20 protein-coding genes, 8 tRNA genes and 2 pseudogenes are annotated in these 23,149 nt (G+C 31.5%); 8 read left to right on the forward strand and 22 right to left on the reverse strand.

The genetic code is table 11. From position 1 onward, the window contains the following. Window positions 1–254: 254 nt before the first annotated feature. From IDG66_RS07475 to IDG66_RS14185, 3 genes and pseudogenes are all read left to right on the forward strand, one after another. Complete coding sequence (locus tag IDG66_RS07475; RefSeq protein WP_001086056.1) at window positions 255–710, forward strand: DUF6978 family protein; 456 nt, start codon at window positions 255–257, stop codon at window positions 708–710. Between the two features lie 12 nt (window positions 711–722). Beyond that, window positions 723–1,510: pseudogene (locus IDG66_RS07480) on the forward strand (DUF1828 domain-containing protein). Window positions 1,511–1,970: 460 nt separating this feature from the next. Continuing rightward, window positions 1,971–2,181: pseudogene (locus IDG66_RS14185) on the forward strand (DUF1828 domain-containing protein); the annotation flags it as partial. A 573-nt stretch (window positions 2,182–2,754) separates the two neighbouring features. On the opposite strand, the gene IDG66_RS07485 reads toward IDG66_RS14185, so the two are convergent. The 13 genes from IDG66_RS07485 to IDG66_RS07545 all read right to left on the reverse strand — a co-directional run bounded on the left by IDG66_RS07485 (window position 2,755) and on the right by IDG66_RS07545 (window position 8,385). Continuing rightward, window positions 2,755–2,843: transfer RNA gene (locus IDG66_RS07485), tRNA-Ser, on the reverse strand. Between the two features lie 54 nt (window positions 2,844–2,897). Then, window positions 2,898–2,969: transfer RNA gene (locus tag IDG66_RS07490), tRNA-Glu, on the reverse strand. Window position 2,970: 1 nt separating this feature from the next. Further along, a tRNA-Asn gene (locus tag IDG66_RS07495) sits at window positions 2,971–3,045 on the reverse strand. Between the two features lie 14 nt (window positions 3,046–3,059). Continuing rightward, window positions 3,060–3,133, reverse strand: a tRNA-Gly gene (locus tag IDG66_RS07500). A gap of 15 nt (window positions 3,134–3,148) precedes the next feature. Beyond that, window positions 3,149–3,224: transfer RNA gene (locus IDG66_RS07505), tRNA-His, on the reverse strand. Between the two features lie 13 nt (window positions 3,225–3,237). After that, window positions 3,238–3,310: transfer RNA gene (locus tag IDG66_RS07510), tRNA-Phe, on the reverse strand. Between the two features lie 16 nt (window positions 3,311–3,326). Further along, a tRNA-Asp gene (locus IDG66_RS07515) sits at window positions 3,327–3,402 on the reverse strand. Window positions 3,403–3,423: 21 nt separating this feature from the next. Next, window positions 3,424–3,497, reverse strand: a tRNA-Met gene (locus IDG66_RS07520). 469 nt (window positions 3,498–3,966) lie between these two features. After that, on the reverse strand, window positions 3,967–4,521 hold the full coding sequence (locus IDG66_RS07525) for an RBBP9/YdeN family alpha/beta hydrolase (protein ID WP_000132890.1): 555 nt from the start codon (window positions 4,519–4,521) through the stop codon (window positions 3,967–3,969). A gap of 321 nt (window positions 4,522–4,842) precedes the next feature. Continuing rightward, window positions 4,843–6,243 (reverse strand): protoporphyrinogen oxidase, encoded by a 1,401-nt coding sequence (gene hemY, locus IDG66_RS07530; protein WP_000167542.1) that lies wholly within the window; start codon window positions 6,241–6,243, stop codon window positions 4,843–4,845. Window positions 6,244–6,266: 23 nt separating this feature from the next. Next, complete coding sequence (hemH, locus tag IDG66_RS07535) at window positions 6,267–7,190, reverse strand: ferrochelatase (protein WP_000162881.1); 924 nt, start codon at window positions 7,188–7,190, stop codon at window positions 6,267–6,269. A gap of 57 nt (window positions 7,191–7,247) precedes the next feature. Continuing rightward, on the reverse strand, window positions 7,248–8,285 hold the full coding sequence (hemE, locus tag IDG66_RS07540) for a uroporphyrinogen decarboxylase (protein WP_000233526.1): 1,038 nt from the start codon (window positions 8,283–8,285) through the stop codon (window positions 7,248–7,250). Continuing rightward, window positions 8,275–8,385, reverse strand: a complete 111-nt coding sequence (locus IDG66_RS07545) for a hypothetical protein (RefSeq protein ID WP_001790154.1) — start codon at window positions 8,383–8,385, stop codon at window positions 8,275–8,277. Before IDG66_RS07545 ends, hemE begins: the two co-directional genes overlap by 11 nt. 162 nt (window positions 8,386–8,547) lie before the next feature. Here IDG66_RS07545 and traP point away from each other — a divergent pair, with 162 nt between their 5' ends. Next, entirely contained in the window at window positions 8,548–9,051 is a 504-nt protein-coding gene (gene traP, locus IDG66_RS07550; RefSeq protein WP_000737978.1) for a signal transduction protein TRAP, read from the forward strand. Between the two features lie 123 nt (window positions 9,052–9,174). Here traP and ecsB read toward each other — a convergent pair whose 3' ends face one another. Beyond that, the gene (ecsB, locus tag IDG66_RS07555) at window positions 9,175–10,398 is read right to left on the reverse strand and encodes an ABC transporter permease EcsB (protein WP_000551840.1); all 1,224 of its coding nucleotides are present in this window, start codon (window positions 10,396–10,398) and stop codon (window positions 9,175–9,177) included. Next, window positions 10,391–11,131 (reverse strand): ABC transporter ATP-binding protein EcsA, encoded by a 741-nt coding sequence (ecsA, locus tag IDG66_RS07560; RefSeq protein ID WP_000216873.1) that lies wholly within the window; start codon window positions 11,129–11,131, stop codon window positions 10,391–10,393. Before ecsA ends, ecsB begins: the two co-directional genes overlap by 8 nt. 133 nt (window positions 11,132–11,264) lie before the next feature. On the opposite strand from ecsA, the gene IDG66_RS07565 reads away from it, so the two are divergent. From IDG66_RS07565 to prsA, 4 genes are all read left to right on the forward strand, one after another. Further along, a complete protein-coding gene (locus tag IDG66_RS07565) occupies window positions 11,265–11,687 on the forward strand; it encodes an HIT family protein (protein WP_000004981.1) in 423 nt (140 codons plus the stop codon). A gap of 141 nt (window positions 11,688–11,828) precedes the next feature. After that, complete coding sequence (locus tag IDG66_RS07570) at window positions 11,829–12,194, forward strand: YtxH domain-containing protein (RefSeq protein WP_000648118.1); 366 nt, start codon at window positions 11,829–11,831, stop codon at window positions 12,192–12,194. A gap of 732 nt (window positions 12,195–12,926) precedes the next feature. Next, the gene (locus IDG66_RS07575; RefSeq protein ID WP_000477957.1) at window positions 12,927–13,484 is read left to right on the forward strand and encodes a DUF3267 domain-containing protein; all 558 of its coding nucleotides are present in this window, start codon (window positions 12,927–12,929) and stop codon (window positions 13,482–13,484) included. 204 nt (window positions 13,485–13,688) lie between these two features. Continuing rightward, window positions 13,689–14,651 carry a peptidylprolyl isomerase PrsA gene (gene prsA / locus IDG66_RS07580; protein ID WP_000782121.1) on the forward strand — a complete coding sequence of 321 codons (963 nt, stop codon included), beginning with the start codon at window positions 13,689–13,691 and terminating at the stop codon, window positions 14,649–14,651. Window positions 14,652–14,771: 120 nt separating this feature from the next. Here prsA and yhaM read toward each other — a convergent pair whose 3' ends face one another. The 7 genes from yhaM to xdrA all read right to left on the reverse strand — a co-directional run bounded on the left by yhaM (window position 14,772) and on the right by xdrA (window position 22,894). Continuing rightward, the gene (gene yhaM, locus IDG66_RS07585) at window positions 14,772–15,713 is read right to left on the reverse strand and encodes a 3'-5' exoribonuclease YhaM (protein WP_001244179.1); all 942 of its coding nucleotides are present in this window, start codon (window positions 15,711–15,713) and stop codon (window positions 14,772–14,774) included. After that, entirely contained in the window at window positions 15,710–18,646 is a 2,937-nt protein-coding gene (locus tag IDG66_RS07590; RefSeq protein WP_000584628.1) for an ATP-binding protein, read from the reverse strand. Before IDG66_RS07590 ends, yhaM begins: the two co-directional genes overlap by 4 nt. Further along, window positions 18,636–19,832, reverse strand: a complete 1,197-nt coding sequence (locus IDG66_RS07595) for a metallophosphoesterase family protein (protein WP_000238230.1) — start codon at window positions 19,830–19,832, stop codon at window positions 18,636–18,638. The genes IDG66_RS07590 and IDG66_RS07595 overlap by 11 nt, the downstream gene beginning before the upstream one ends. Window positions 19,833–20,122: 290 nt before the next feature. Continuing rightward, complete coding sequence (locus IDG66_RS07600) at window positions 20,123–20,221, reverse strand: hypothetical protein (RefSeq protein ID WP_001802255.1); 99 nt, start codon at window positions 20,219–20,221, stop codon at window positions 20,123–20,125. Window positions 20,222–20,713: 492 nt separating this feature from the next. Next, a complete protein-coding gene (locus IDG66_RS07605; RefSeq protein ID WP_000290301.1) occupies window positions 20,714–21,058 on the reverse strand; it encodes a YlbF/YmcA family competence regulator in 345 nt (114 codons plus the stop codon). Between the two features lie 68 nt (window positions 21,059–21,126). Then, on the reverse strand, window positions 21,127–22,251 hold the full coding sequence (locus IDG66_RS07610; RefSeq protein ID WP_000992521.1) for a DUF445 domain-containing protein: 1,125 nt from the start codon (window positions 22,249–22,251) through the stop codon (window positions 21,127–21,129). Between the two features lie 178 nt (window positions 22,252–22,429). Then, window positions 22,430–22,894, reverse strand: a complete 465-nt coding sequence (xdrA, locus tag IDG66_RS07615) for an XRE family transcriptional regulator XdrA (protein WP_000375864.1) — start codon at window positions 22,892–22,894, stop codon at window positions 22,430–22,432. Window positions 22,895–23,149: the final 255 nt, after the last annotated feature.

Genomic DNA, 23,149 nt, shown 5'->3' on the forward strand with positions numbered 1-23,149 from the left:
CATGGTCGTTGACTTATTTATATTATAATATAAATATTTTATTTTTCAATACTTAATTTTAAAAATCCCCTATGAAAATGGAGATGAGCTGCATCTTTAAACCTTATTATACATTGTATAAAATTATATTGCGAGATGCTAAATTGATAATATACACTTTTGGTTGTGTATACATCTCACCTATCTTTTTTGCTTTTTTCAAATAAGAAAGTATTAAAAATTAATGCCTATACAATGTTAAAGGAGGAACAGACATGGCTAAACTTGATTTAAATAGTCTTAACGACGAGCACGTAAAATTATTAATAAATGAATTAAAATATCCAGAAACTCATATCGATGTAAATGAATTAAAAACAATAGTTGCTAGTCGAATAAATGAAAGGCAAGAAATAATAAGTTTTAAGTTAGGAATAAAGTACTTATTAACGATAAAAAGAGGGAACATAGAAAAAGATAGGTTTTCAATTTCAATCATTTTCAAAGATACCTATCACACCCTAGTTAGAATAGATATTAACGGTGGGACTCACGATAATCCAGATGGAACAATCGCTCCGAAAAGTCATATTCACATATATAATGATAAGTATGATAAAAAGGATAGGTTTGCTTATGAAATTAACTTGAAAGATTTCCCCGACATCTATAACTTGTATAATGTGTATATGTCGTTTTTAGAGTATAATAATATAAAAGACCTTGAATAAAGGAGGGATAATATGACTACATTTGATGCTAAAAAATTAAAAAAAGAATATCTTGATTGGTATAATCAGACCTTAGAGTTTTCTAATTTATCAAACAATGTAGTAAGAATAGATACTCCTTTTAAAGATAATTCTTTAGATAATTTAATAATTTACGCTTTATACGATCAGTCCAGAGACATGATTACACTGACAGATGACGGCTATACTATATTTGATTTAGAAAATAATGGTATTTCTTTAAATAAATCAAAAAACGTAAAAAGATTTTTGAAGAGCACCTTTCAGCTTACGGTATTAAATATAACGATAAAACTCACGAAATTTTTGTTCAAACTAACTTTAAAAATTTTAATAAATCGAAACATAATTTATTACAGTGCCTTATATTTGTTAATGATATGTACTTACTTTCTAATCCTAAGTCACAGAACATATTTACAGAAGATGTTGCAAACAAATTGGATGAACATAACATTTATTACGGAAGAGACTTACCTATTATAGGAAGCAGTGGTGTTGTTCATAATTTCGACTTTTTTATTAGCGCTAAGAAAAATCAAAAAGAAAAATTTATCAATGCTATTTCTAACCCTAATAATTCTATGATTATTAAGTCGAAAATAACGGATGCTATGCAAGCAAAAAAAATAAAAAGACACAGGCAAAATGAGTTTATTTTTATTTTAAATGACTCAAAAAAAGAAATAAATGAACATAATAAAAATCTTCTTCATGAAAACTATATTAGTACAATAGATTATAGCGAATTAGATGAAAAGATAGGTTTATTGATTTAATATTTATAGACGTGATAATATCAATGTTTATATTAAATGAAACGAATTTGAAAAATTCGAAACAGCTTAAGATAGCAAATTGAATGGCCTTATTGATAATGCAGAATCGTCTGCACTTAGTTGAACAAATTCTATGAGAATAGATATTGTTAAACTATGTGGATAGGTGATTTTATTTTGACAAGAGTCAGAAGAACATATATTAAGGATTTCAAATTACAAATGGTTAAACTTTATGAAAATGGTATAACAAGAATCGAAATTATACGCGAATACGATTTAACACTCTCAATCTTCTCGAACTGAATAAATACTGGGTCATTCAATCATCAAGACAACTTATTAAGTGATGATAAATGTTCATACCATTTTGCAAATATAACCAGATACTCTCAACAAAATGTAGAGTTCAAAATTAAAAATGTCCCTAATTGGCACATTGCTGTATGATATTAAATTCAACTTAGATTTCAACAATATAACTAATGAAGCTTATATTTACCGCGATATCAAACCAAACAGCCTATCCACAAACAAATTAGAATATACCATGTTAGTAATAGTAAATGATATATATCTTCCAAAGACCGCAAACTGTAGCAGAAAATGAGAACCTTGCGTTTTTGAAATGGTCTAATAAATCAAATATCATTGAAACTTTAATCACATAAATTAACAGTAGTCCCCTGTTCGCAGTTCTATAAATTACAAATGCAATAAAGGCTAAAGTAAACTAATTACTTTAGCCTTTATTAATAATTTAGTCGAATTTATTAAAAATCGACTAACTCCTGGTTATGCTACGCTTTTCTTTAAAATCCGCACGTAGATGCCGATTGATTATATTATAATATTATTATTTTATTTTTTCAAGCGTATATATAATGTTTGATTTTCTTTAAGTAACAGCTAAACATTACATTTCAAAACGATTAGGTCATGCAGATGTACATACAACGCTTAAAACATATTCGCATTTGATTAAAGAATTTGAAGATAATGAAACTAAATTTATAGAAAAAAATCTGAATGATTTGTTTTGTGACTAAACTTCAAAATCTTGTGACTAAAGTTAAGATTAATCATCAAAAATTAGTCACATTGTGGCTAAAAAATTTTAAATGGATATAAATAAATAAGAAGTGTAAAAATGAGGATAATAGCTCAAATGCAGATATATCAAGGGTTTGAGTCTAAAATAAAAATAGCGCTTAAAATGGGTAAAACCAATTTAAGCGCCTTTACGGAAGGTAAGGGATTCGAACCCTTGAGACGCTTGTGACGCCTACACACTTTCCAGGCGTGCTCCTTCGGCCAGCTCGGACAACCTTCCTCAACAATAAATATGTAATAAAAAAACAGAAGCGATATTTCACTTCTGTTTGTATGACTCCTACGGGACTCGAACCCGTGTTACCGCCGTGAAAGGGCGGTGTCTTAACCGCTTGACCAAGGAGCCATGGCTCCACAGGTAGGACTCGAACCTACGACCGATCGGTTAACAGCCGATAGCTCTACCACTGAGCTACTGTGGAATAATAGAAAATAATGGAGCGGGTGATGGGAATCGAACCCACAACATCAGCTTGGAAGGCTGAGGTTTTGCCATTAAACTACACCCGCTAATGTAAACGATTATGGGGCGGCTGAAGGGGATCGAACCCTCGAATGTCGGAACCACAATCCGATGTGTTAACCACTTCACCACAACCGCCATGAATTAAGAATGGTTCAGGACAGAGTCGAACTGCCGACACATGGAGCTTCAATCCATTGCTCTACCAACTGAGCTACTGAACCTTAATGGTAATAATAATGGCGGTCTCGACGGGAATCGAACCCGCGATCTCCTGCGTGACAGGCAGGCGTGTTAACCGCTACACTACGAGACCTATTAAATTAAAAACTATGTATTGCGGGAGGCGGATTTGAACCACCGACCTTCGGGTTATGAGCCCGACGAGCTACCGAACTGCTCCATCCCGCGCTAATATTATTTTGAATTACCTAATTAATATATCATAATCAAAAACCTAAAGTCAAGAACTTTTTGAATTTAATTTAAATGTTATCTCTTAAATAATTACTTAAATATCGTAGCAACATGTTCTCTGTTGAACACAAATATTAGTATATTCATTTTTGTAGTATACGTCAACGACATTTTTAAAGTTTTTTGTGTAAAAAAACGCTTCTTATTCCCTTTTATCATATAAGTGTCTAATAGTTGTCATAAATAGTGTTAAAGCATTTAAAAAGGTATAGGAGTTATAAAGTTTACAACGCCTATACCTTCTGAAAAAGAAATTATAAAAGCTTGTTACACCGCATATTCTTTCAGTCAGCGACTACCAATATAACATTGTAGCCCTAAGACATTGCTTGACGCCTCAATTACCACAATTTTTTCAAAATCAGCAGCTACCTACTGACACAACATAGCAACCAAACATTACCTATCGTGTCATGTAATCTTGCATCCGATCTTGCAACGCTGTAAATGTTTCGAAGCCATCCTCTTCTAAGAAGTGCCCTCCATCTTCCACGATTCGCAAGTTCCCCTCTAATGCATTCATTAAACGCTGGGTTTCTTTATATGAAACGTATTTGTCATTTTTAGAACTCAATCCGTAAAAATTGTCAACTTTCTTTTTAATATTATCGTAATCAATGGTTACATTACTTAAATCAATATCTAAATCTATATTTTCTGCATCTTCTTTAAAGCCCGCTATACTAAAAAAGCCTTCAATCGGCTGATCAATCATTTCAATATATTTTAAAGCTGTGATTGAACCTAAACCATGTGTTACAAAATATGTATCCTTTTTGCGTACATTAATTTGTTTCGTCATAGCTTCAATCCACTGATCCACTGTCTTCGCTTCAGGGGATTCAAAATTAAATAATGTTACGTCATATCCTTCTAAAGTTAAGTTATGCTCCAACCACTGATACCAATGATTTCTACTATTTCCATGCATAGAATGTACAATAATTACATCTGTCATCTCATTCTCTCCTTTCAACTTACTACTTCTTTTCTATTTTTAAAAAAATGACTGATTACCTATAATTGTAAAATAAAAACACCTTAATTAGAAATGTTATATCGCAAAGTGACATTTCTAATTAAAGTGTATTGTCATCATTTCAATATCATTCAAAAACAGCTAAACCTTTGTCTCTGCTTCAAATTCACAAAAATAATTCCCGTTGAAAGTATCTATATTTACACATTACTTCCACCATTATATAACTTAAAAATGACTATATTTCATCAAACATTATCTAAAGGCGTCGCACCTACACCACACCATCCAACAATTAACTTACAACTCTGCGATTACTTCTTCAGCAGCAACTTTACCTTGCGTAATACAATCAGGTAGTCCAACCGCTTCAAAAGATGCACCAGTTACTCTAAGTCGTGGATATGTTTGTTTAATATGTGCTTGAATCTGTCTAATTTGTTGAATGTGACCAACATGGTACTGTGGCATACTTTTCGGCAAACGATTGACAATTGTAAATTCAGGATCGCCTTTAAATGTCATCATTTGACTTAAATCTCTACGTACAATCGATACTAATTCATTATCTGTATGATCATCAACCACAGTATCACCTGGTTTACCTACATACGCACGAATCAAAACCTTACCTTCTGGTGTAGTAAATGGCCATTTTTTCGATGTCCAAGTACATGCGGTAATGTCTGTATCACTCGTTCTCGCAATCACGAAGCCAGTACCATCATAAGTATTTTCAATATCTTTTTCATCAAATGCCAATACAACAGTTGCAACAGTCGTACTATCCATCGTTTTAAAGTAATCAAATGCTGGATCTTGTCCGAACCAATTCAAAAAGACTTGATGCGGTGTTGTCACTAATACCCCATCGAATACATCTTCTTGTTGATTACTGTAAACAATTTTATATTGCTTTTGAGATGTAATAATATCATCCACTGACGTATTGTAGCGTATTGTCACACCTTTATTTTTCACATCTTGTTCTAATGCTTCAATAAATGAACTTAAACCATGCTTAAATTGTTTGAATTGTCCTTTTGGTGCGCCAGGATATAATTGTCTTTGTTTCAGACGCTTATTTTTCTCATCCTTCATACCTTTTATCAGACTTCCGAATGCCTCTTCTTTTTCTTTAAAATTAGGAAACGTACTCATCAAACTTAATTTATCAATATCGGTACCATAAATACCACCCATTAAAGGCTCTATTAAATTCTCAAGTACCTCATTACCTAATCTTGCTCTGAAAAATGCACCAACAGAAATGTCACCATCTTGCATTTGTATAGGCTTTTTGATTAAATCTAATCCTGCTCTTAATTTACCAAGTGGTGAAATTAATTTAGTTGTCACAAACGGTTTGATATCTGTCGGAATTCCCATAATTGATCCACCTGGAATAGGATACAATTTGTTTTTCGCAAAAATATATGATTGTCCAGTCGTATTTGTAACAATATCTTGTTCTAATCCAATATCTTTCGCTAATTCTGTCATAATCGTTTTTCTACCTAAATAAGATTCAGGCCCTAGTTCAATCATATAACCATCTTTACGATACGATTGAATCTTTCCCCCCGGACGATTCGATGCTTCAAAGATGGTTACATCAATATTAGGATCTTGCTGTTTTAAAAAATATGCACTTGATAAACCTGTTATCCCCGCTCCTATAATAGCCACTGATTTAGTCACAACGTTTCACGCTTCTTTCGTCATTAAAATATAGACTTGATTTCATCAACAATTGCACCGATAAATAATGGATGTGTATTCGGCATTTTTGGACGATAATAATTCGCACCAATATCATCGCAAACTACTTTACATTCATAATCATTGTCATAAAGCACCTCTAAATGCTCACATACAAAACCTACTGGCGTATATATAAAGTTTTTATACTGATGTTTTTCATATAAATCACGTGTTAAATCTTGTACATCTGGCCCTAACCAAGGTGTACCTGTATTACCTTCAGATTGCCAACCAATCGCGATATGTTCAATATTAGATTGTTCTTTAATTAAAAGCGCAGTATGTTCTAGTTCTTGTGGATATGGATCATTATTCTTTTCGATTAAACCTTTTGGCAAACTATGTGCCGAAACAACTAATACCGTGTCTTTATGTTCCTCTTCCGGTATTTGAGCTAATGTTTCGTTGACTTTATTCGTCCAATATTCAATAAATTTAGGTTGTTCATAATAATGTTTCACATGTGTAAGTTGAATACCATATTTTGCAGCTTCTTCATCAGCACGTTTGTCATATGATCCTACTGAAAATGAAGAATAATGTGGTGCTAGTACTACCGTGATTGCTTCAGTAATGCCATCATTGTGCATTTGTTCAACCGCATCTTCGATAAATGGTGAAATGTGTTTTAATCCTAAGTATAGTTTAAATTCAACATCTGCATATGCTTTATTTAATGCTGAAACTAGCGCATCAGCCTGGTCATCTGTTGTACCTGCTAATGGTGATAAACCACCTATAAATTCATATCTATCTTTCAAATCTTGAAGTTCTTCTTCAGATGGACGTTTACCATGTCTAATATCTGTATAATATGGCTCTATGTCACTTTCTTTATAAGGTGTGCCATAAGCCATAACTAATAATCCCATTTTTTTAGTCATTGATAATACCTTCCTTTAAATGAATTATCTTTCATGTGCTTCAATGTAAAACTATGATTATCTTTGTGTATATGTGTGTACGAATTCGCTTACTTTACGTAACGTCTCTGGTTGCACTTCTGGGAATACACCGTGTCCTAAATTAAAGATGTGTTTACCGTTCTCCATACCTTGATCTAATATTGGTTTCAATCTCTCTTCAATGACATTCCATGGTGCTAATAAAATTGATGGATCTAAATTCCCTTGTAATGTTTTAGTAACGCCTAATTGTTGAGCCTGATTAATAGACGTTCTCCAATCTAGGCCTAATACATCAATCGGTAAATCATTCCATTCATTGATTAAATGACTGGCACCTACACCGAATAAAATTACCGGCACATCATGTTTTTCTTTAACCTCACTGATTAATCGAATCATATGTGGTTTAATGTAACGTCTGTAATCCTCGACATTTAATGCACCTACCCATGAATCGAAAATTTGAATCAATTCGGCACCTGCTTCGACTTGAGCTGTTACATATTTAACAGATACATCAACTAAATGATTCATTAAAGCAAACCATGTTGCTTCATCTCTATACATCATCGCTTTTGTAAAATTGTAATTTTTCGATGGTCCGCCTTCAATCATATATGACGCTAATGTAAATGGTGCCCCAGTAAATCCTATTAGCGGCACATTTAACTTTTCTTCTGTTAAAAGTTTAATTGTATCTAATACATATGGTACATCTCGTTCGGGGTCTATTTGAGAAAGTTTCTCAACATCTTGAATTGTTTTGATTGGATTATGAATCACTGGACCAATACCCGATTTAATTTCTACATCGACACCAATTGGCTTTAATGGTGTCATAATATCTTTGTATAAAATTGCTGCATCTGTATGATAATTATCAACTGGTAAATGTGTTACATAAGCGCACAACTCCGGCTGATGTGTAATATCGAATAGTGAATATTTTTCTTTCAATTTTCGATATTCTGGTTGCGAACGGCCAGCTTGTCGCATAAACCAAACAGGTGTATGTGATGTTTCTTCACCTTTGATCATTTTTAAAATTGTATTGTTTTTATTATGCACCATAAAGGCCTCCTAAATTAAAATCATTCTTATCTATATTATCATATCGCTCATTCGTTCGTATTTTCAATAAATAAATGTCATAAAACTGACATTTAATCATAGAACTATTTATTGTAAATTTAAATTCTAAAGTCCATTATTTTGTATCATTACTTCTAAATATCTCGCAAGATTCATTATAGTAATTTTAATCAATTATTAATAGTGGTAATGACTAGTTTATCATCGTATAATAAATAAAAACATAAGGGGGACCTTTCATATGAAGAAACTATATACATCTTATGGCACTTATGGATTTTTACATCAGATAAAAATCAATAACCCGACCCATCAACTATTCCAATTTTCAGCATCAGATACTTCAGTTATTTTTGAAGAAACTGATGGTGAGACTGTTTTAAAATCACCTACAAAATATGATGTTATCAAAGAAATTGGTGAATTCAGTGAACATCATTTCTATTGTGCAATCTTCATTCCATCAACAGAAGATCATGCATATCAACTTGAAAAGAAACTGATTAGTGTAGACGATAATTTCAGAAACTTTGGTGGCTTTAAAAGCTATCGTTTGTTAAGACCTGCTAAAGGTACAACATACAAAATTTATTTTGGATTTGCTGATCGACATGCATACGAAGACTTTAAGCAATCTGATGCCTTTAATGACCATTTTTCAAAAGACGCATTAAGTCATTACTTTGGTTCAAGCGGACAACATTCAAGTTATTTTGAAAGATATCTATACCCAATAAAAGAATAGATTCGAAGAAAACTTCCATTGGTTATGCTGTTAACGTATAGATGCTAATGTAATCTGAACGCCGTATCATTTGGCGTTCAACATTACATGCACCTTTACAACATACATGCCAATGGAAGTTTTTTAGTCTCGTAATAATGTTTCCTGATATTTCAACTTTTTAATAATACTTCTAATCGTTAATAAACCTACAATATAGAAAATGAGTACAACATAGAATAACGTCATATGTTTTATAATAAATGTCACTGCAAACACAGTACAAATAACAAACATTAATCTATATAAAAACTGTTCATACCCTTTGATTACCTTCTCTTCAGGTACAGGCCACACTTGAGGCCATAAGCCATATGCTTGCTGTGAATAAAATTGTGCCATTTGTAACAATATAATATATACAAATAAACACCCAATAATTGCTGTCACTAATGGATATGATAACCAAACCATTAATAAAACTGCAATAATTACTAACCTAAAGATAATATTAAATGCGTCTCTCCCTCTTATAAAGCTTCTAATAAATAAGAATAAATACATCGCATTAGAGTTAAATTTACTACCCTTTGGAACTGGTAAAAGTATATCTAGATAACTTCTTCTGACTGCAGATTCTTTCAAATGTTTTACATCGGTGAACATATTAACAAATTTATAATAATTCATATGATGTCGATGTTCGATTGCAATCATTTTCTCCCAAGGATACAAAAAGCCTGGTTTATATTTTTTAACTAAAAATTCTATTAACACAGGCAAAGCAACCATCACAAATGCGATGTACCATTTTGGAGCTAATAGTAAGTAATATGTTAGAGCAAAGGTGATGAATGATATTAAATTAACTTGCCATGTTTTAAGTCCCGATTGATACCATTGCCATCTTAAGCGTAAACCAACATATGGAAAAATTAATGCACTGACTCCAAAACAAATATAAAATGCCACATTATGTTGATTAATATTGTAAAACAACGGGAACATTACAATAACAATAATGAGTTGGATTAATATGCGCGCAAAGTAACTATATAAAATCGCATGACGCATAAATTGAGACATGTGTTTTTCAAATGGTAATAAAAAGATTTTATCCGCTTCTTTTAGGAGTGGTCGCATTGGAAAAATGGATGTCAATGCTACAATCACTGCTGCTATTAATGAAAAATTGATATTCGTTGGAATATGTTTTAACCATTCACCATATCCAAAAATAAATGCACCCAGCAAAATAAGTAAAAAGACCATGAAATGACCATTAAATATAAACTTATTATAATAATTTTTCTCTTTACGAAGGGCATGTAATCTTTTATTAAATAATGTGGTCGCTTGGTTATGCATGTACATCTCCACCTTGCGTCACATGAATATATATATCGTCTAATGTTTGTTTATGTAAGCCAGTTTGTTGTCTCAATGCTTCTAAATCTCCAAATGCAACGACTTCACCTTCGTCTAGTATGATAAAACGATCACAATAACGTTCAGCTGTTGCTAAAATATGTGTACTCATTAGAACGGTTCTACCTTCGTTTTTCTTTTCAACCATTAAATCTAACATGGATTGAATTCCTAATGGATCTAGGCCAAGGAATGGTTCGTCTATAATATACAATTCGGGATTAACGATAAACGCACAAATAATCATGACTTTTTGTTTCATCCCCTTAGAAAAATGACTCGGAAAAACTTTCAATTCATTTTCTAAACGGAATGTCTTTAATAATGGCATTGCTCGATTCATCGCTTCATCACGATCAATATCATATGCCATTGCTGTCATCTCAATGTGTTCCTCTAATGTGAGTTCTTCATAAATAACCGGTGATTCCGGAATATAAGATAACTTTCTTCTATAAGCCTCTATGTCATCATTAATGTTGATATCTGAAATTGATAGAGATCCTTCCATAGGTGTAAGCAATCCTAGCATATGTTTAATCGTTGTACTCTTACCAGCGCCATTAAGGCCAATAAGTCCAACGATTTCGCCTTTGTTTAATTCAAAATTTATATCTTTAATTACAGGGCGTTTTCCATATCCACCTGTAAGCTGTTCTACTTTAACTGTCATAAGGCACCTCCATGACTTATATTGTACCAAAAATTATAAAATGCTCATATTAAATACACATGTCCTAATATCGAATTTTTAGCGACAATGTTATAATGAATGGTAATACAAGTTGAAAAGGAGTGTAGTCATCATGTCAGAAACAATTTTCGGCAAAATTTTAACTGGAGAAATTCCTAGCTTTAAAGTATATGAAGACGATTATGTCTATGCCTTTTTAGATATATCACAAGTTACTAAAGGACATACGTTATTAATTCCTAAAAAAGCTTCTGCTAATATCTTTGAAACTGATGAAGAAACAATGAAACATATCGGTGCAGCATTACCTAAAGTAGCAAATGCTATTAAGCGTGCATTTAATCCTGATGGTTTAAACATTATTCAAAATAATGGTGAGTTTGCAGATCAATCTGTATTTCATATTCATTTCCACTTAATTCCTCGATATGAAAATGATATTGATGGATTTGGTTATAAGTGGGAAACACATGAAGACATTTTAGATAACGATGCAAAACAACAAATTGCTGAACAAATTCAAGCACAATTTTAAATGTATGCTTAATCTAAGCTCGAACGGGTATAATATGATTAATATTATAACAATTGCGTTTGAAGTGATAACATCAAGGTTAGCAATTTTAAACAAAATGAGTTATCAAGATAACAGATGTTAAAAGTGAGGAGAATATAAATGAAAGCATCACGCATTCTATTCGGTATCGGTGTTGGCGTAGCAGCTGGTTTTGTAGTTGCACTTCAAGGACGAGACGACAAAAGTGTCAAGAACAACACGATCGATCGTACTGCCCCTACTGGTTCAAAATCAGAACTACAACGTGAATTTGAAACGATTAAACAAAGTTTTAATGACATTTTAAACTATGGTGTTCAAATTAAAAACGAAAGTGCGGAATTTGGTAGTTCAATTGGTGGTGAAATTAAGTCATTACTTGGAAACTTCAAATCTGACATTAATCCTAATATTGAACGTTTACAGTCACACATCGAAAATTTACAAAATCGTGGCGAGGATATTGGAAACGAAATTTCTAAGTAGCACGTTACGTTCTCGATCACAACTATTATTATTAGTAACAGCATATTTATTTTTTTTAATTAAATGCCAAATAAACGAGATGACATTAGAAATTAGATATTTCTTGTCATCTCTTTTTTATAACTCAAATGAACTTATGTTTACAAATTACAGGAATACATCGTTTGTAGTGATTTTCGCTTAAATCATATTTATGAATTGATTGAAAACATTGCTTAGGATTCATTGTGTTATCCTTGCACTTTGATTACGCTTTACTTAAATCATTATCGACAAACAACATACTTATATTTTCATTGAGCCGAACCTTTTATGCACATTACATATACCTTACTTGCACAAATTATTAATCTGGTATTTATTATAATTACATATCACTATATTTTTAGCATTTGTATAACTTAGTTGGTCAAAAGATGCTTTTGCATATGCCCTGCCATATCCATTTTTTATATTATTCAAGTTTTCAAATACTCATGTCACACGCGCCTTTTTCATAAGTGATGCTTTATTAGCAAGAAGATGTGTTCGCAGAAATTTGTTCTGCATTCTACTTCTACGCTAGTCAATCAGCCAATTTTACCAAACTCCACTTTCGCGTTTCAAATCAAACAATACTTCGCCCCTTTCTTCTTATATAACAATTCTTCTAACATGATATGTTACTATTGAATTACTGAACCTGAGTTAGTTATAATCTAACTTATATTGAAAAGAGATGAGGCGTAAGATATGTTTTTATGTAAAAGACAAATTGATATCAATGCACGATTTGGTTTGCCTAGAATTGCATTTATGAGTGCAGTTGCAACCATCATTATGTTTTTAGTTAGTTATGAAGTAATGTATTTTTTATCTAATACGCCATTATCAGATAGACATTTTCTCATCTTTTTATTACTTGTATTTATGACGTATCCATTACATAAAAGTATACATTTGTTATTTTTCTTACCATATAGAAAATCGTTTAAAGTTCATAAGTTGACTAAAAGAAAATGGCTTATATTCTATAATACCTACGTCAATCAACCTGTACACAAATTTTATTTTTGCATTAACTTAATATTGCCGTTAATTATCTTATCTGCAATGTTCGTTTATCTAACAATTTTATTCCCGCAATATGGACATTATTTTATGTTCTTATTGGCATTGAATTTCGGTATTTCCATTACAGATTTATTATATTTAAAAATAATTATATTTTCTAATTATGGACAATATATAGAAGAACATAGTACAGGTATTAATATTTTGAAAAAAATTAAAAATCCATATCATTTATAACAAAATAATTATAGCAAGGTGTTATTATTTGTTTTTAGGCTATGTAATAGCTTACAATCAAATGTATATAGACCTTGTTTTTTTATTTTCATCAATTTCTACCCCTAAACCTAATGCTCTAGTCTGATGTCATGGGTTATTGATTGGTGATAATATAAAACTATGTTATATTCACGATGATTAACTTACAAAGGAGTTTCAACTATGAAGATGATAAACAAATTAATCGTTCCGGTAACAGCTAGTGCTTTATTATTAGGCGCTTGTGGCGCTAGTGCCACAGACTCTAAAGAAAATACATTAATTTCTTCTAAAGCTGGAGACGTAACAGTTGCAGATACAATGAAAAAAATCGGTAAAGATCAAATTGCAAATGCATCATTTACTGAAATGTTAAATAAAATTTTAGCTGATAAATATAAAAATAAAGTTAATGATAAGAAGATTGACGAACAAATTGAAAAAATGCAAAAGCAATACGGCGGTAAAGATAAATTTGAAAAGGCCCTTCAACAGCAAGGTTTAACAGCCGATAAATATAAAGAAAATTTACGTACTGCTGCTTATCATAAAGAATTACTATCAGATAAAATTAAAATCTCTGATTCTGAAATTAAAGAAGACAGCAAGAAAGCTTCACACATTTTAATTAAAGTTAAATCTAAGAAAAGCGACAAAGAAGGCTTAGACGATAAAGAAGCGAAACAAAAAGCTGAAGAAATTCAAAAAGAAGTTTCAAAAGATCCAAGTAAATTTGGTGAAATCGCTAAAAAAGAATCAATGGATACTGGTTCAGCTAAAAAAGATGGCGAATTAGGTTATGTTCTTAAAGGACAAACTGATAAAGATTTTGAAAAAGCACTATTTAAGCTTAAAGATGGTGAAGTATCAGAGGTTGTTAAATCAAGCTTTGGATATCATATTATTAAAGCTGATAAACCAACAGACTTTAACAGTGAAAAACAAAGCCTGAAAGAAAAATTAGTCGATCAGAAAGTACAAAAAAATCCAAAATTATTAACTGATGCATACAAAGATCTATTAAAAGAATACGATGTTGACTTTAAAGATCGTGATATTAAATCAGTTGTCGAAGATAAAATCTTAAACCCTGAAAAACTTAAACAAGGTGGCGCACAAGGCGGACAATCCGGCATGAGCCAATAACACAAAACCGAGCGACCGTGGTTCAAAAATCATACCACGGCCGCTCGGTTTTTTCGCATTAAAAATCGGACAGATGAGCTCATGTTTCAGTATACTCATCTGTCCGATATCTTTTAATTCTTAATCGAGTGATTCAGGATTGTAGAATCTACGATTTTCAAGACCAAATATTTTATCTGTAAACTGACCCTTGTCAGTTTTTTTATAAGCCTTTTCAAACATATTCATTCTAGCATCGATGTTATCGATATAGCATAAAATTTCTGCTTCTTTTAAGTATGGCAGTTTTGGCGAACCATACTCTAACTTACCATGATGAGATAAAATCATATGTCTTAACAACATGATTTCTTCTCCTTCAATGTTCAATTCACGAGCTGCTTCAACTACTTCATCACTCGCAATCGAGATGTGTCCTAATAAGTTACCTTCGACTGTATACGACGTCGCAACAGGACCACTCAATTCTCTAACTTTACCAATATCATGCAAAATAATACCACTATATAACAAACTTTTGTTTAACAATGGATAAATGTCACAAATTGATTTTGCAACACGTAACATCGTCAATACATGATAGCTTAAGCCACTCGCAAAGTTATGATGATGAGAACTAGCAGCTGGATATGTGTAAAATCGTTCTTGATATTTTTTCAATAAATGACGTGTGATACGTTGTAAATTAGCATTTTCAATATCTAGCAAATAATGAGAAATCTCTTCTTGTATTTCTGCCGGTGATAAAGGTGCACCATCTACAAATTGTTCTGTTTTTAATTGATCTTCAGTTGTCGCTAGTCTAATTTGGTTGACTTTCATCTGTTTATTTCCGCGATAGTTTATGATGTCACCTTTAACATGTACAATTTCTTCAGGCTTGATTGTTGCCATATCATTTTTTGTAGCCGTCCAAAATTTCGCTTCAATTTCACCACTTTTATCTTGCAAATGTAATGTCATATAATCTTTACCTTGTGCTGTTACACCCTGTGTAGCTTTATGCACTAAGAAAAAGTGATCAACTGAATCTCCGGGATTTAGATTCTCTATATTTCTCATCGTTTCCCGCCTTCCTCTATTTTGTTTAATGTAATCACTTCTTTTGATGGAACAATATTATCTTTTACACATGTAAAGTATAGTACTTGATAGTGTTCTGATAATGATCGTAAATAATTCAACATTTTTTCAGTACGTTTTTTATCAAAATGAACAAATGCATCATCAACAATTAATGGGAACGGATAATATGGTCTTAGTACCTTAATTAAACTGATACGTAAAGCTACATAAAGTAATTCTTTTGTAGATTGACTTAGTTCAACAGGATCATATAATTGACCATTAACATGTTTAACCGTAATTGAATCTTCATTATAGTTAATCATCGTATATCTGCCATCTGTTAAATGCTTCAATATTTCTACCGCTTCATTAATAACTTGAGGCAAACGTTTATCTTTAATTTGTTTAATGTGTTCATCAACTAAACTTTGTAAATAACTTAAACTTGCCCAATCTTTTGCGATATCATTAAGTTGATTTTTAAGACTGTGATATTCATGTCTTAAATTAGCAAGCGTTGTATCAGTTTCCATGTGATTGATTTGTGCACTTAAATCACTGACTTGTGCTTGCATTTCAAGATATTGCTCATTATATTCGTCAACTTGAGTAGCCAATAAATGATCTTCTTCTTCAAGTTGTGCAGTTGTTTTTTCACTTAAACTAGAACTTAATTCATAAGAATAGTTTTGGTTCTCAAGATATTTAGTTAAATCATTAAAACGACTCAAATTACTAGTATAAGTTTGGTAATCTTCATGATGTTGGTAAAAATCTTCTTCAGTACCAACATTGATAAAATCGAATAGTGCTGTAATTTCTTTATTATTTTCTTCTAATTGAGCATTTAAATGATTTAATTCATTTGTAACAAGTTTGGTATTTTCAGCATTAATACGCCATTTTTCATTCGTGTCTTCAGCTGATTTCAACCATTGTTGCACATCGTGGAATAAAGATAATTTGTTGAAATAAACAAATTGTGATTTTGTAACAGCTTCAGCATGATTGTAGAATGTATCTAATTCTTGAACCAATTGCTGGCGTTGTTGATTTAAATCACTGATATGTTGATCTAATGCTTTAATATTCGCCATTGTAGAAATACTATCAACAATTAAATCATTTGAAATTTTAGATGATAAGTATAATTCATCCTTAACGTTCTCAACTGTCGATTGTAATTCATCATGACGCCCTTTCGCATCATTTAAACGACCTTCAATATACTGACGTTTCTCTTCTAAAATATCTTTATTTTTCAAAGCTTGTTGCCAGTGATCACGAATGCGATATTGCTCATCAAGATCAAAATCTAAGTCATAATTTTCATCTAAAATGGCTAGTTGTGCTTTAATTTCTTCGATTTCATCTGTGATGGCCTCGCTATAATCTACTTCTTTTGATTTAGACATGATGATACCGATAACAAATACTAAAGTTAATACTGCGAAAATAATACCAAACAACATGTTGTTTGAAATAAATGAGAAGGCAGTTAAACCAATACCTACTAATGTTAAAAGAATAAACGTTGTTCGTAACAATTTTTGACGTTTTTGTTTTTCTTGTTGCTCAATTTCGAAACGTTCTTTCAATTTGCTATACAAGTTCTCTTTTTCGTTTAATTCAATGACTTGTTGTGAGTATTCTTTTTTCTTTTCAAAAGTCTCTTCAGGAACTATTTTTTCTTCAACAGAATCTAGTTCGCTATGAACCGCATTATCTTCGATTTTATTTTCTTCTAAACTACGTTCTAATTGTTTAATGTATGCAGCTTGTTCTTGTTTATTCTTGATTTGCTCACTGACATAACTTTTCATTGCCTCTGAACTATCTACGTCATGATGCGTTTCAGACCAACCAATATTTGCTTGCAATTCATCTTTATCACGTTGTTTATTCGCAATATCCTTTTCGATTGCAGTAAGTTCAAATTCTTTATTTTTAATTTCATTTTCTTGTTGATTCAAACTAATGAAGGCGTCAATATCAGATTGTTTAACTGGCTCTAATTGAGTCGCTTCTTCTTTAAGTTGAGCTAAACGCTCATTTCTTAAACCAATATCTCTTTCTAACGATTGCTTATGCGCTCGTGCTTTTTCGTAACGATCCACACCTTTTTCTGGGAATGTGATTGGCTCAATATTTAACTGTTGTTCTAGAGACTTCCATTCTTGTGAATGATCATGTAAAGCAACCTCTTTTTGTTTTTCTTCATGCATTTTTGATAATTGATTTAAATTATGCTTTAAATTCTCTAATCGACGTGATGATTTATCTCGATCATCTACTAAGCGATGATATGTTTCTAGCTTAGCTTCTTCTTCACGAATTTGACTTTCTAGTTGTTTTAATTGCTCAATTTGTTGATTAATGATCGGATTTTTACCTGATTTTTTATATAATTCATCTTTTTTACGATTAATCACTTCGCGCATTGACGTGAATTCAGTTGATCCTAAAGCCCCTGCTTGTAATAAATAATCTTGCAATTGTTTTTCATTTAGATTTCTATGAATGTCTTGAAGCCCTAGTACATCAAATGAAAAGATACCTTGATATGTCTTTTTAGAAATATAATTAAGTTTCTTTTGTAACCAAGCATCATCACGCACAGCACCATTAGGTAAATATACTTTCACATCACCTTGAGCACTGCCTTTAATTCGTTCAACTTCAATCTCTAAGCCATCATCAAGAATAAGTACTAATTTACCACCGTATTGGTTACCTAGACGTGGTTCTAGCCTTGGTTCTTTAGACTTTTTAGTTGGAAAACCAAATAATATCGAATGGATGAATGCTTGAATCGTCGATTTACCCGCTTCATTTTCACCAAAAATTTCAGTGAAGTTTTTATTAAATTCAATTTTACGTTGAACAAATTGACCGTAACCATAAATTTCAAGTGATTTAATTATCATTTTGTTCACCTCTCATTTCAGCTTTTAATATTTCTTCAGCACGATTAACTAATGCTGTATGGTCGAATGTTCCATAATCGTCTAGGAACTTAGATGCCCTTGGATTTAAATATAAATCTGACATCGCTTTATCAAAAACAGTTTGATCGACTAATAATTCCGCTGAAAATTCATTAACTAAAGGTGACTCATCATTTTGTGCATATTGTACTTTTAACTCATCAATATATACAAATTGATTTTCGTTTTCTTCATAATCTGTAATCATTTCTTCAACTTGTAATAAATCTTGAGGTGAAATTAATGTCTCACTATTAATAACAAGCGTTAAACGATAAAAGGCTTTTCCTTCTTCTCTCACTTGTTCTTTAAAGTTTTGAATGACCTCGTATAAACCTTGCTTAGATGTCTTATCCGTTTCAATAGTTGCTTCTTCAAATCTAATATACTGTGTAGGATAAAATTTAGTCTTTAATTTTAAGTGGTCACCCTCGATTAATAAGCAACCTTTTTCACCTTGCTCATTAAAATGTCTACCTTGAATATTACCTGAATAGTTAATTACAGGCATATCACTTAATTGTTGACGTTCATGTATATGACCTAAAGCCCAATAATGATACAATTTACTGTTTAAATCTTCTAAAATGAACTCGGTATATCTTTCGTTAACTGAAGATTTACTATACGTACCATGCAAGACACCAATATGTATGCCTTTTTGGCCTTGACTTGATGGATATTCATCAATCTTGTTCTCATAACTTGCTCTATTTTCATAACTAAATCCGTGAATATAAATTGTTTCACCAGATTTAGTAATTGCTTCATACGTCTCAACTTTATTTGAAAATACAGAAACATTATCTGGCCAGTTTGATGAAATCTTTGATGATAATGGGTCGTGATTACCATGACAAACATAAACAAAGATTTGTTCATTTTGTAAACGTTCAAATTGCTGTTTTAAGAAAATTTCAGCACGTAATGTTCTGTTTTCACTATCAAATAAATCACCCGCGATAATTACAAAATCAACATCTTGTTGTAATGCAATATCTACAATGTTTTTAAAACTTTCATAAGCACTTTTTTGAACATCCTCAAAAATTTTAGGGCTTATATGACTCTTAGATTTGAAAGGACTATCTAAATGTAAATCCGAACAATGAATAAATTTAACCATACATCCATATCTCCTTAATTAAAGGTTCTAACATCAATTTTGCAAAATCCAACTATACAAAGCATTCTAATCACTATATTCATACTTATAGGTGTAGTGATTCATTAGCTGATTTATTAAAACCAGTCGCCATTTTTATTTCGTTAAAAAATTATTATCTACACAATAATAAAGTGCTTTAGTCAAATCGTGATGTTTTATTTATTAACAAGTTTATTATTTCTTCATTTTACCATAATACGCTTCATATCGTCGATGAACATATGAAATTGAGACACATTTATAACAGTTTAAAATTTTATTTGTAGCGTGCGTTGATTTTTTTCAAAAATTTCAGTCGGAAATGCAATTTCCGTAATTGTTAACACCGCTAGTGAACCAACTGACACATTAAAGATTTACATGATTACTCTACTAGATTTGCTCGGCAGTAATGACCAATTAGAAACTAAATGTCAAAACTATCATTGCACTAAATACGCCAAACATTTTCAGGCCGTTCTTAATGAGCCATTAAAAGTGAAACGCTTTTCCATCAGTCCGATACATGACCGAACTAATAGTATTATGTTGAAAACTTTACACTTCAAAATGCAAAAAGGAAGTTAGGACACGTTTACTAGCCTAACTTCCGTTATCAAGCTCATCTGCCCGTTTTGGCATAGAGCTAGCCATGTTTGATTGCCCAGCTTCCGTCGTCCATTCTGAGCTAAAGCTAGGACATGTTTAGTAGCCTAAATTCCGATACTGAACGCATCTGCCCAATTTGACAGAGAGCCTCTAACTTCCGTTATCAAAACTAAAAAAACTACCCACAAAGTCTCGGACTCTGTCGGCAGTCTATTCCTCTATTTAAAGGATTGAAAAATATTATTTTAATATTAGTCAGCGTAAATTTCGTCTAATGGTTTAACGATAATTTGGTTGATTTCTTGGAATACTTGACTCATTTTTTGTTCAGCATTCATTAATGCAGAGATGTTTTCATCTTTTTCAATTGCTTGCGCTTGTTCTTGCGCTTTTTGTAAATCTTCTTCAGCAATTTCTTCACCTTGCATTTGTTTTTGTTGGAAGTTAATTTGAGTTTCACGGAACTCGTCGAATAACTTTTTAGATTCTTCGTTAGCTTTTACATTAGCGAATGCTTCTTTGATTGCTTTGTATTCTTCGCTTTCTCTTAAAGCTTGTTCTAATTGATTTGCATAATCATATAAATTTACTGCCATGGTTATAGCACTCCTTTGTTGTGATGTTTATTAAAACGTTCGATATTACTTTACCACATCTCGCTTTTTTAGACAAAGATTGCAACCAAACCTTGGAAAAATCCAATAATACCACCTAAAATGAAACCTAATGACATAATCAACTTTAGTTCTTTGTTAGCAATTTCTATAATTAATTTTTCAATATAATCTAAGTCAAACGTATTAATTTGTTCTTCAATTAATCCTCGTAAATCCACTTTTTTCATAATTGTAGATAAGTGAATCGATAATTTTTCAATGATTAAATTTGCTAATTTGCTAGAGAGTTGACCTTCTAAATAATCAACGAATTGAGGCATTAACGTAACCACTGGCTTATTCGCTTGTTTGCTTGCATATGTTGTTACATACACTGATAGATTTTCAGCGATTTCATTAAACTGCGATGCATCTAACAGTTCATTCAATGGTTTATCTTTAAAAGTTTGATATTCATTGGTAATTAACGATGTCACAATTGTTCTTGCTTTAGGATGAGATGTTAAACGTATAAGTTCTTGTTGAATGCGATCTGCAATGCTCTCTTTTGTCATAAACATTTGCAACATACCAAATAACTTACCTTTCTCATTGAAAAAAGTATCCAACATATCATTAATATCTTGTGTGCCTTTTGCAGATGATAAATAATTCCTTGCACGATCACATAATAAGTCTGTTGCGTTATCTACATGCTGATCTAAAAATGTTACAAGTTGATTTGGCAATAAAGATGCTATTGTTTGGTTTTGATGCTTTGTATAATAATTATTCAATTGTGATTCAATATATTGATTTCCATTAGTTTGTAATACTTGTTCTAAATCAATATCGATTTGAGAAGTAATTTGTTTTATTGACAATTGATCTTTCGTCAACTTTTGTAACTGCTGTTGAATCATAGATTCTATTGCTTGCTGTGATTGCTCGCTTTTTAATTTTTCATTAATTAAAGTTTCTGTAAGCAAATGCTCTTCAATCACTTGGCCAATTTTAGTTGCAATTTCTTCGCGTCTTTTCGGTATTAAACCTGGTGTAAATGGGACTCTAAATTTAAATATATAGTATGGTTTAAAGGGGTGAAACAGCATTCTAATTGCAATTACATTAGTAATGCCCCCAATTATCGCCCCTACTACAATCATAAATATGATAATAAATAGTGCATTCATAATTTTGACTCCTTTGTGACAACATAGTTATTCATTATACCACTATTTTTATTTTTTAATTCATTAATCATTTCACTTTCTGCTCAATTTATTATTAGTTTACATACAAAAAGCGATGCCTCACCTCTCGAAACAGGTGTGTTACATCGCTTTTATTATTTATTAAAAGTATATAGGCCTAGATATGTACTAATTCTTCTTTAGCATTTCTGTTAAAGTATGTTTCAGCTTCTCTCATTTTAGAAGTACCGAAAATTGGTTGGTTATCTGGATTTAATACACGATAAATATTGCTTACTTTGTTACTTTGTAAAATGTACCCATTACGAGTCTCAATGTTATTCCAATAAATATCACTTGTTGGTGCATGGTTTGGATATGCACAGTGATTTCTTGAAATTGTTTGAACGATTTCTAATGGATCACAGCCAAATGTACTGTTTAATACTTCAGAGTCTCTGAATAATGCACAAATTGAAATACAAGTTGTCCAGTTTGGTAATACTCTCTCTTTTTCGATTTGTACTAAAGTCTTTTTAGAAAGTCCAATTGTTTGCGCCATAGTATCTTGCGTATAACCAGCCTCTATACGAACCATTTTAAATTTTGTTTGAATTAAATCTGTAAAACTCTGTCTATCCATTCTGTTATCTACCTTTCTGTTTGGGGAATTTTATCCGGACACAAGAAATTGCAATAATACACATTTCTTGAAACACAGATTACATCTTAATATATTTTTAATAAAATGAAAAGAGTCAATTTCACATTTGTATTAAATTTTGATCAAGTCAACAAGAGTTAAGTTTACTTTATAATGAAGCGAAAGTAAATGAAGTAAAATTTTATGCATAATCACTAGATTTGATAAAAATTACACTTTTATAATGATATCAAA

This window comes from Staphylococcus sp. EG-SA-18, from assembly GCF_017151825.1.
GTDB lineage: Bacteria > Bacillota > Bacilli > Staphylococcales > Staphylococcaceae > Staphylococcus > Staphylococcus aureus.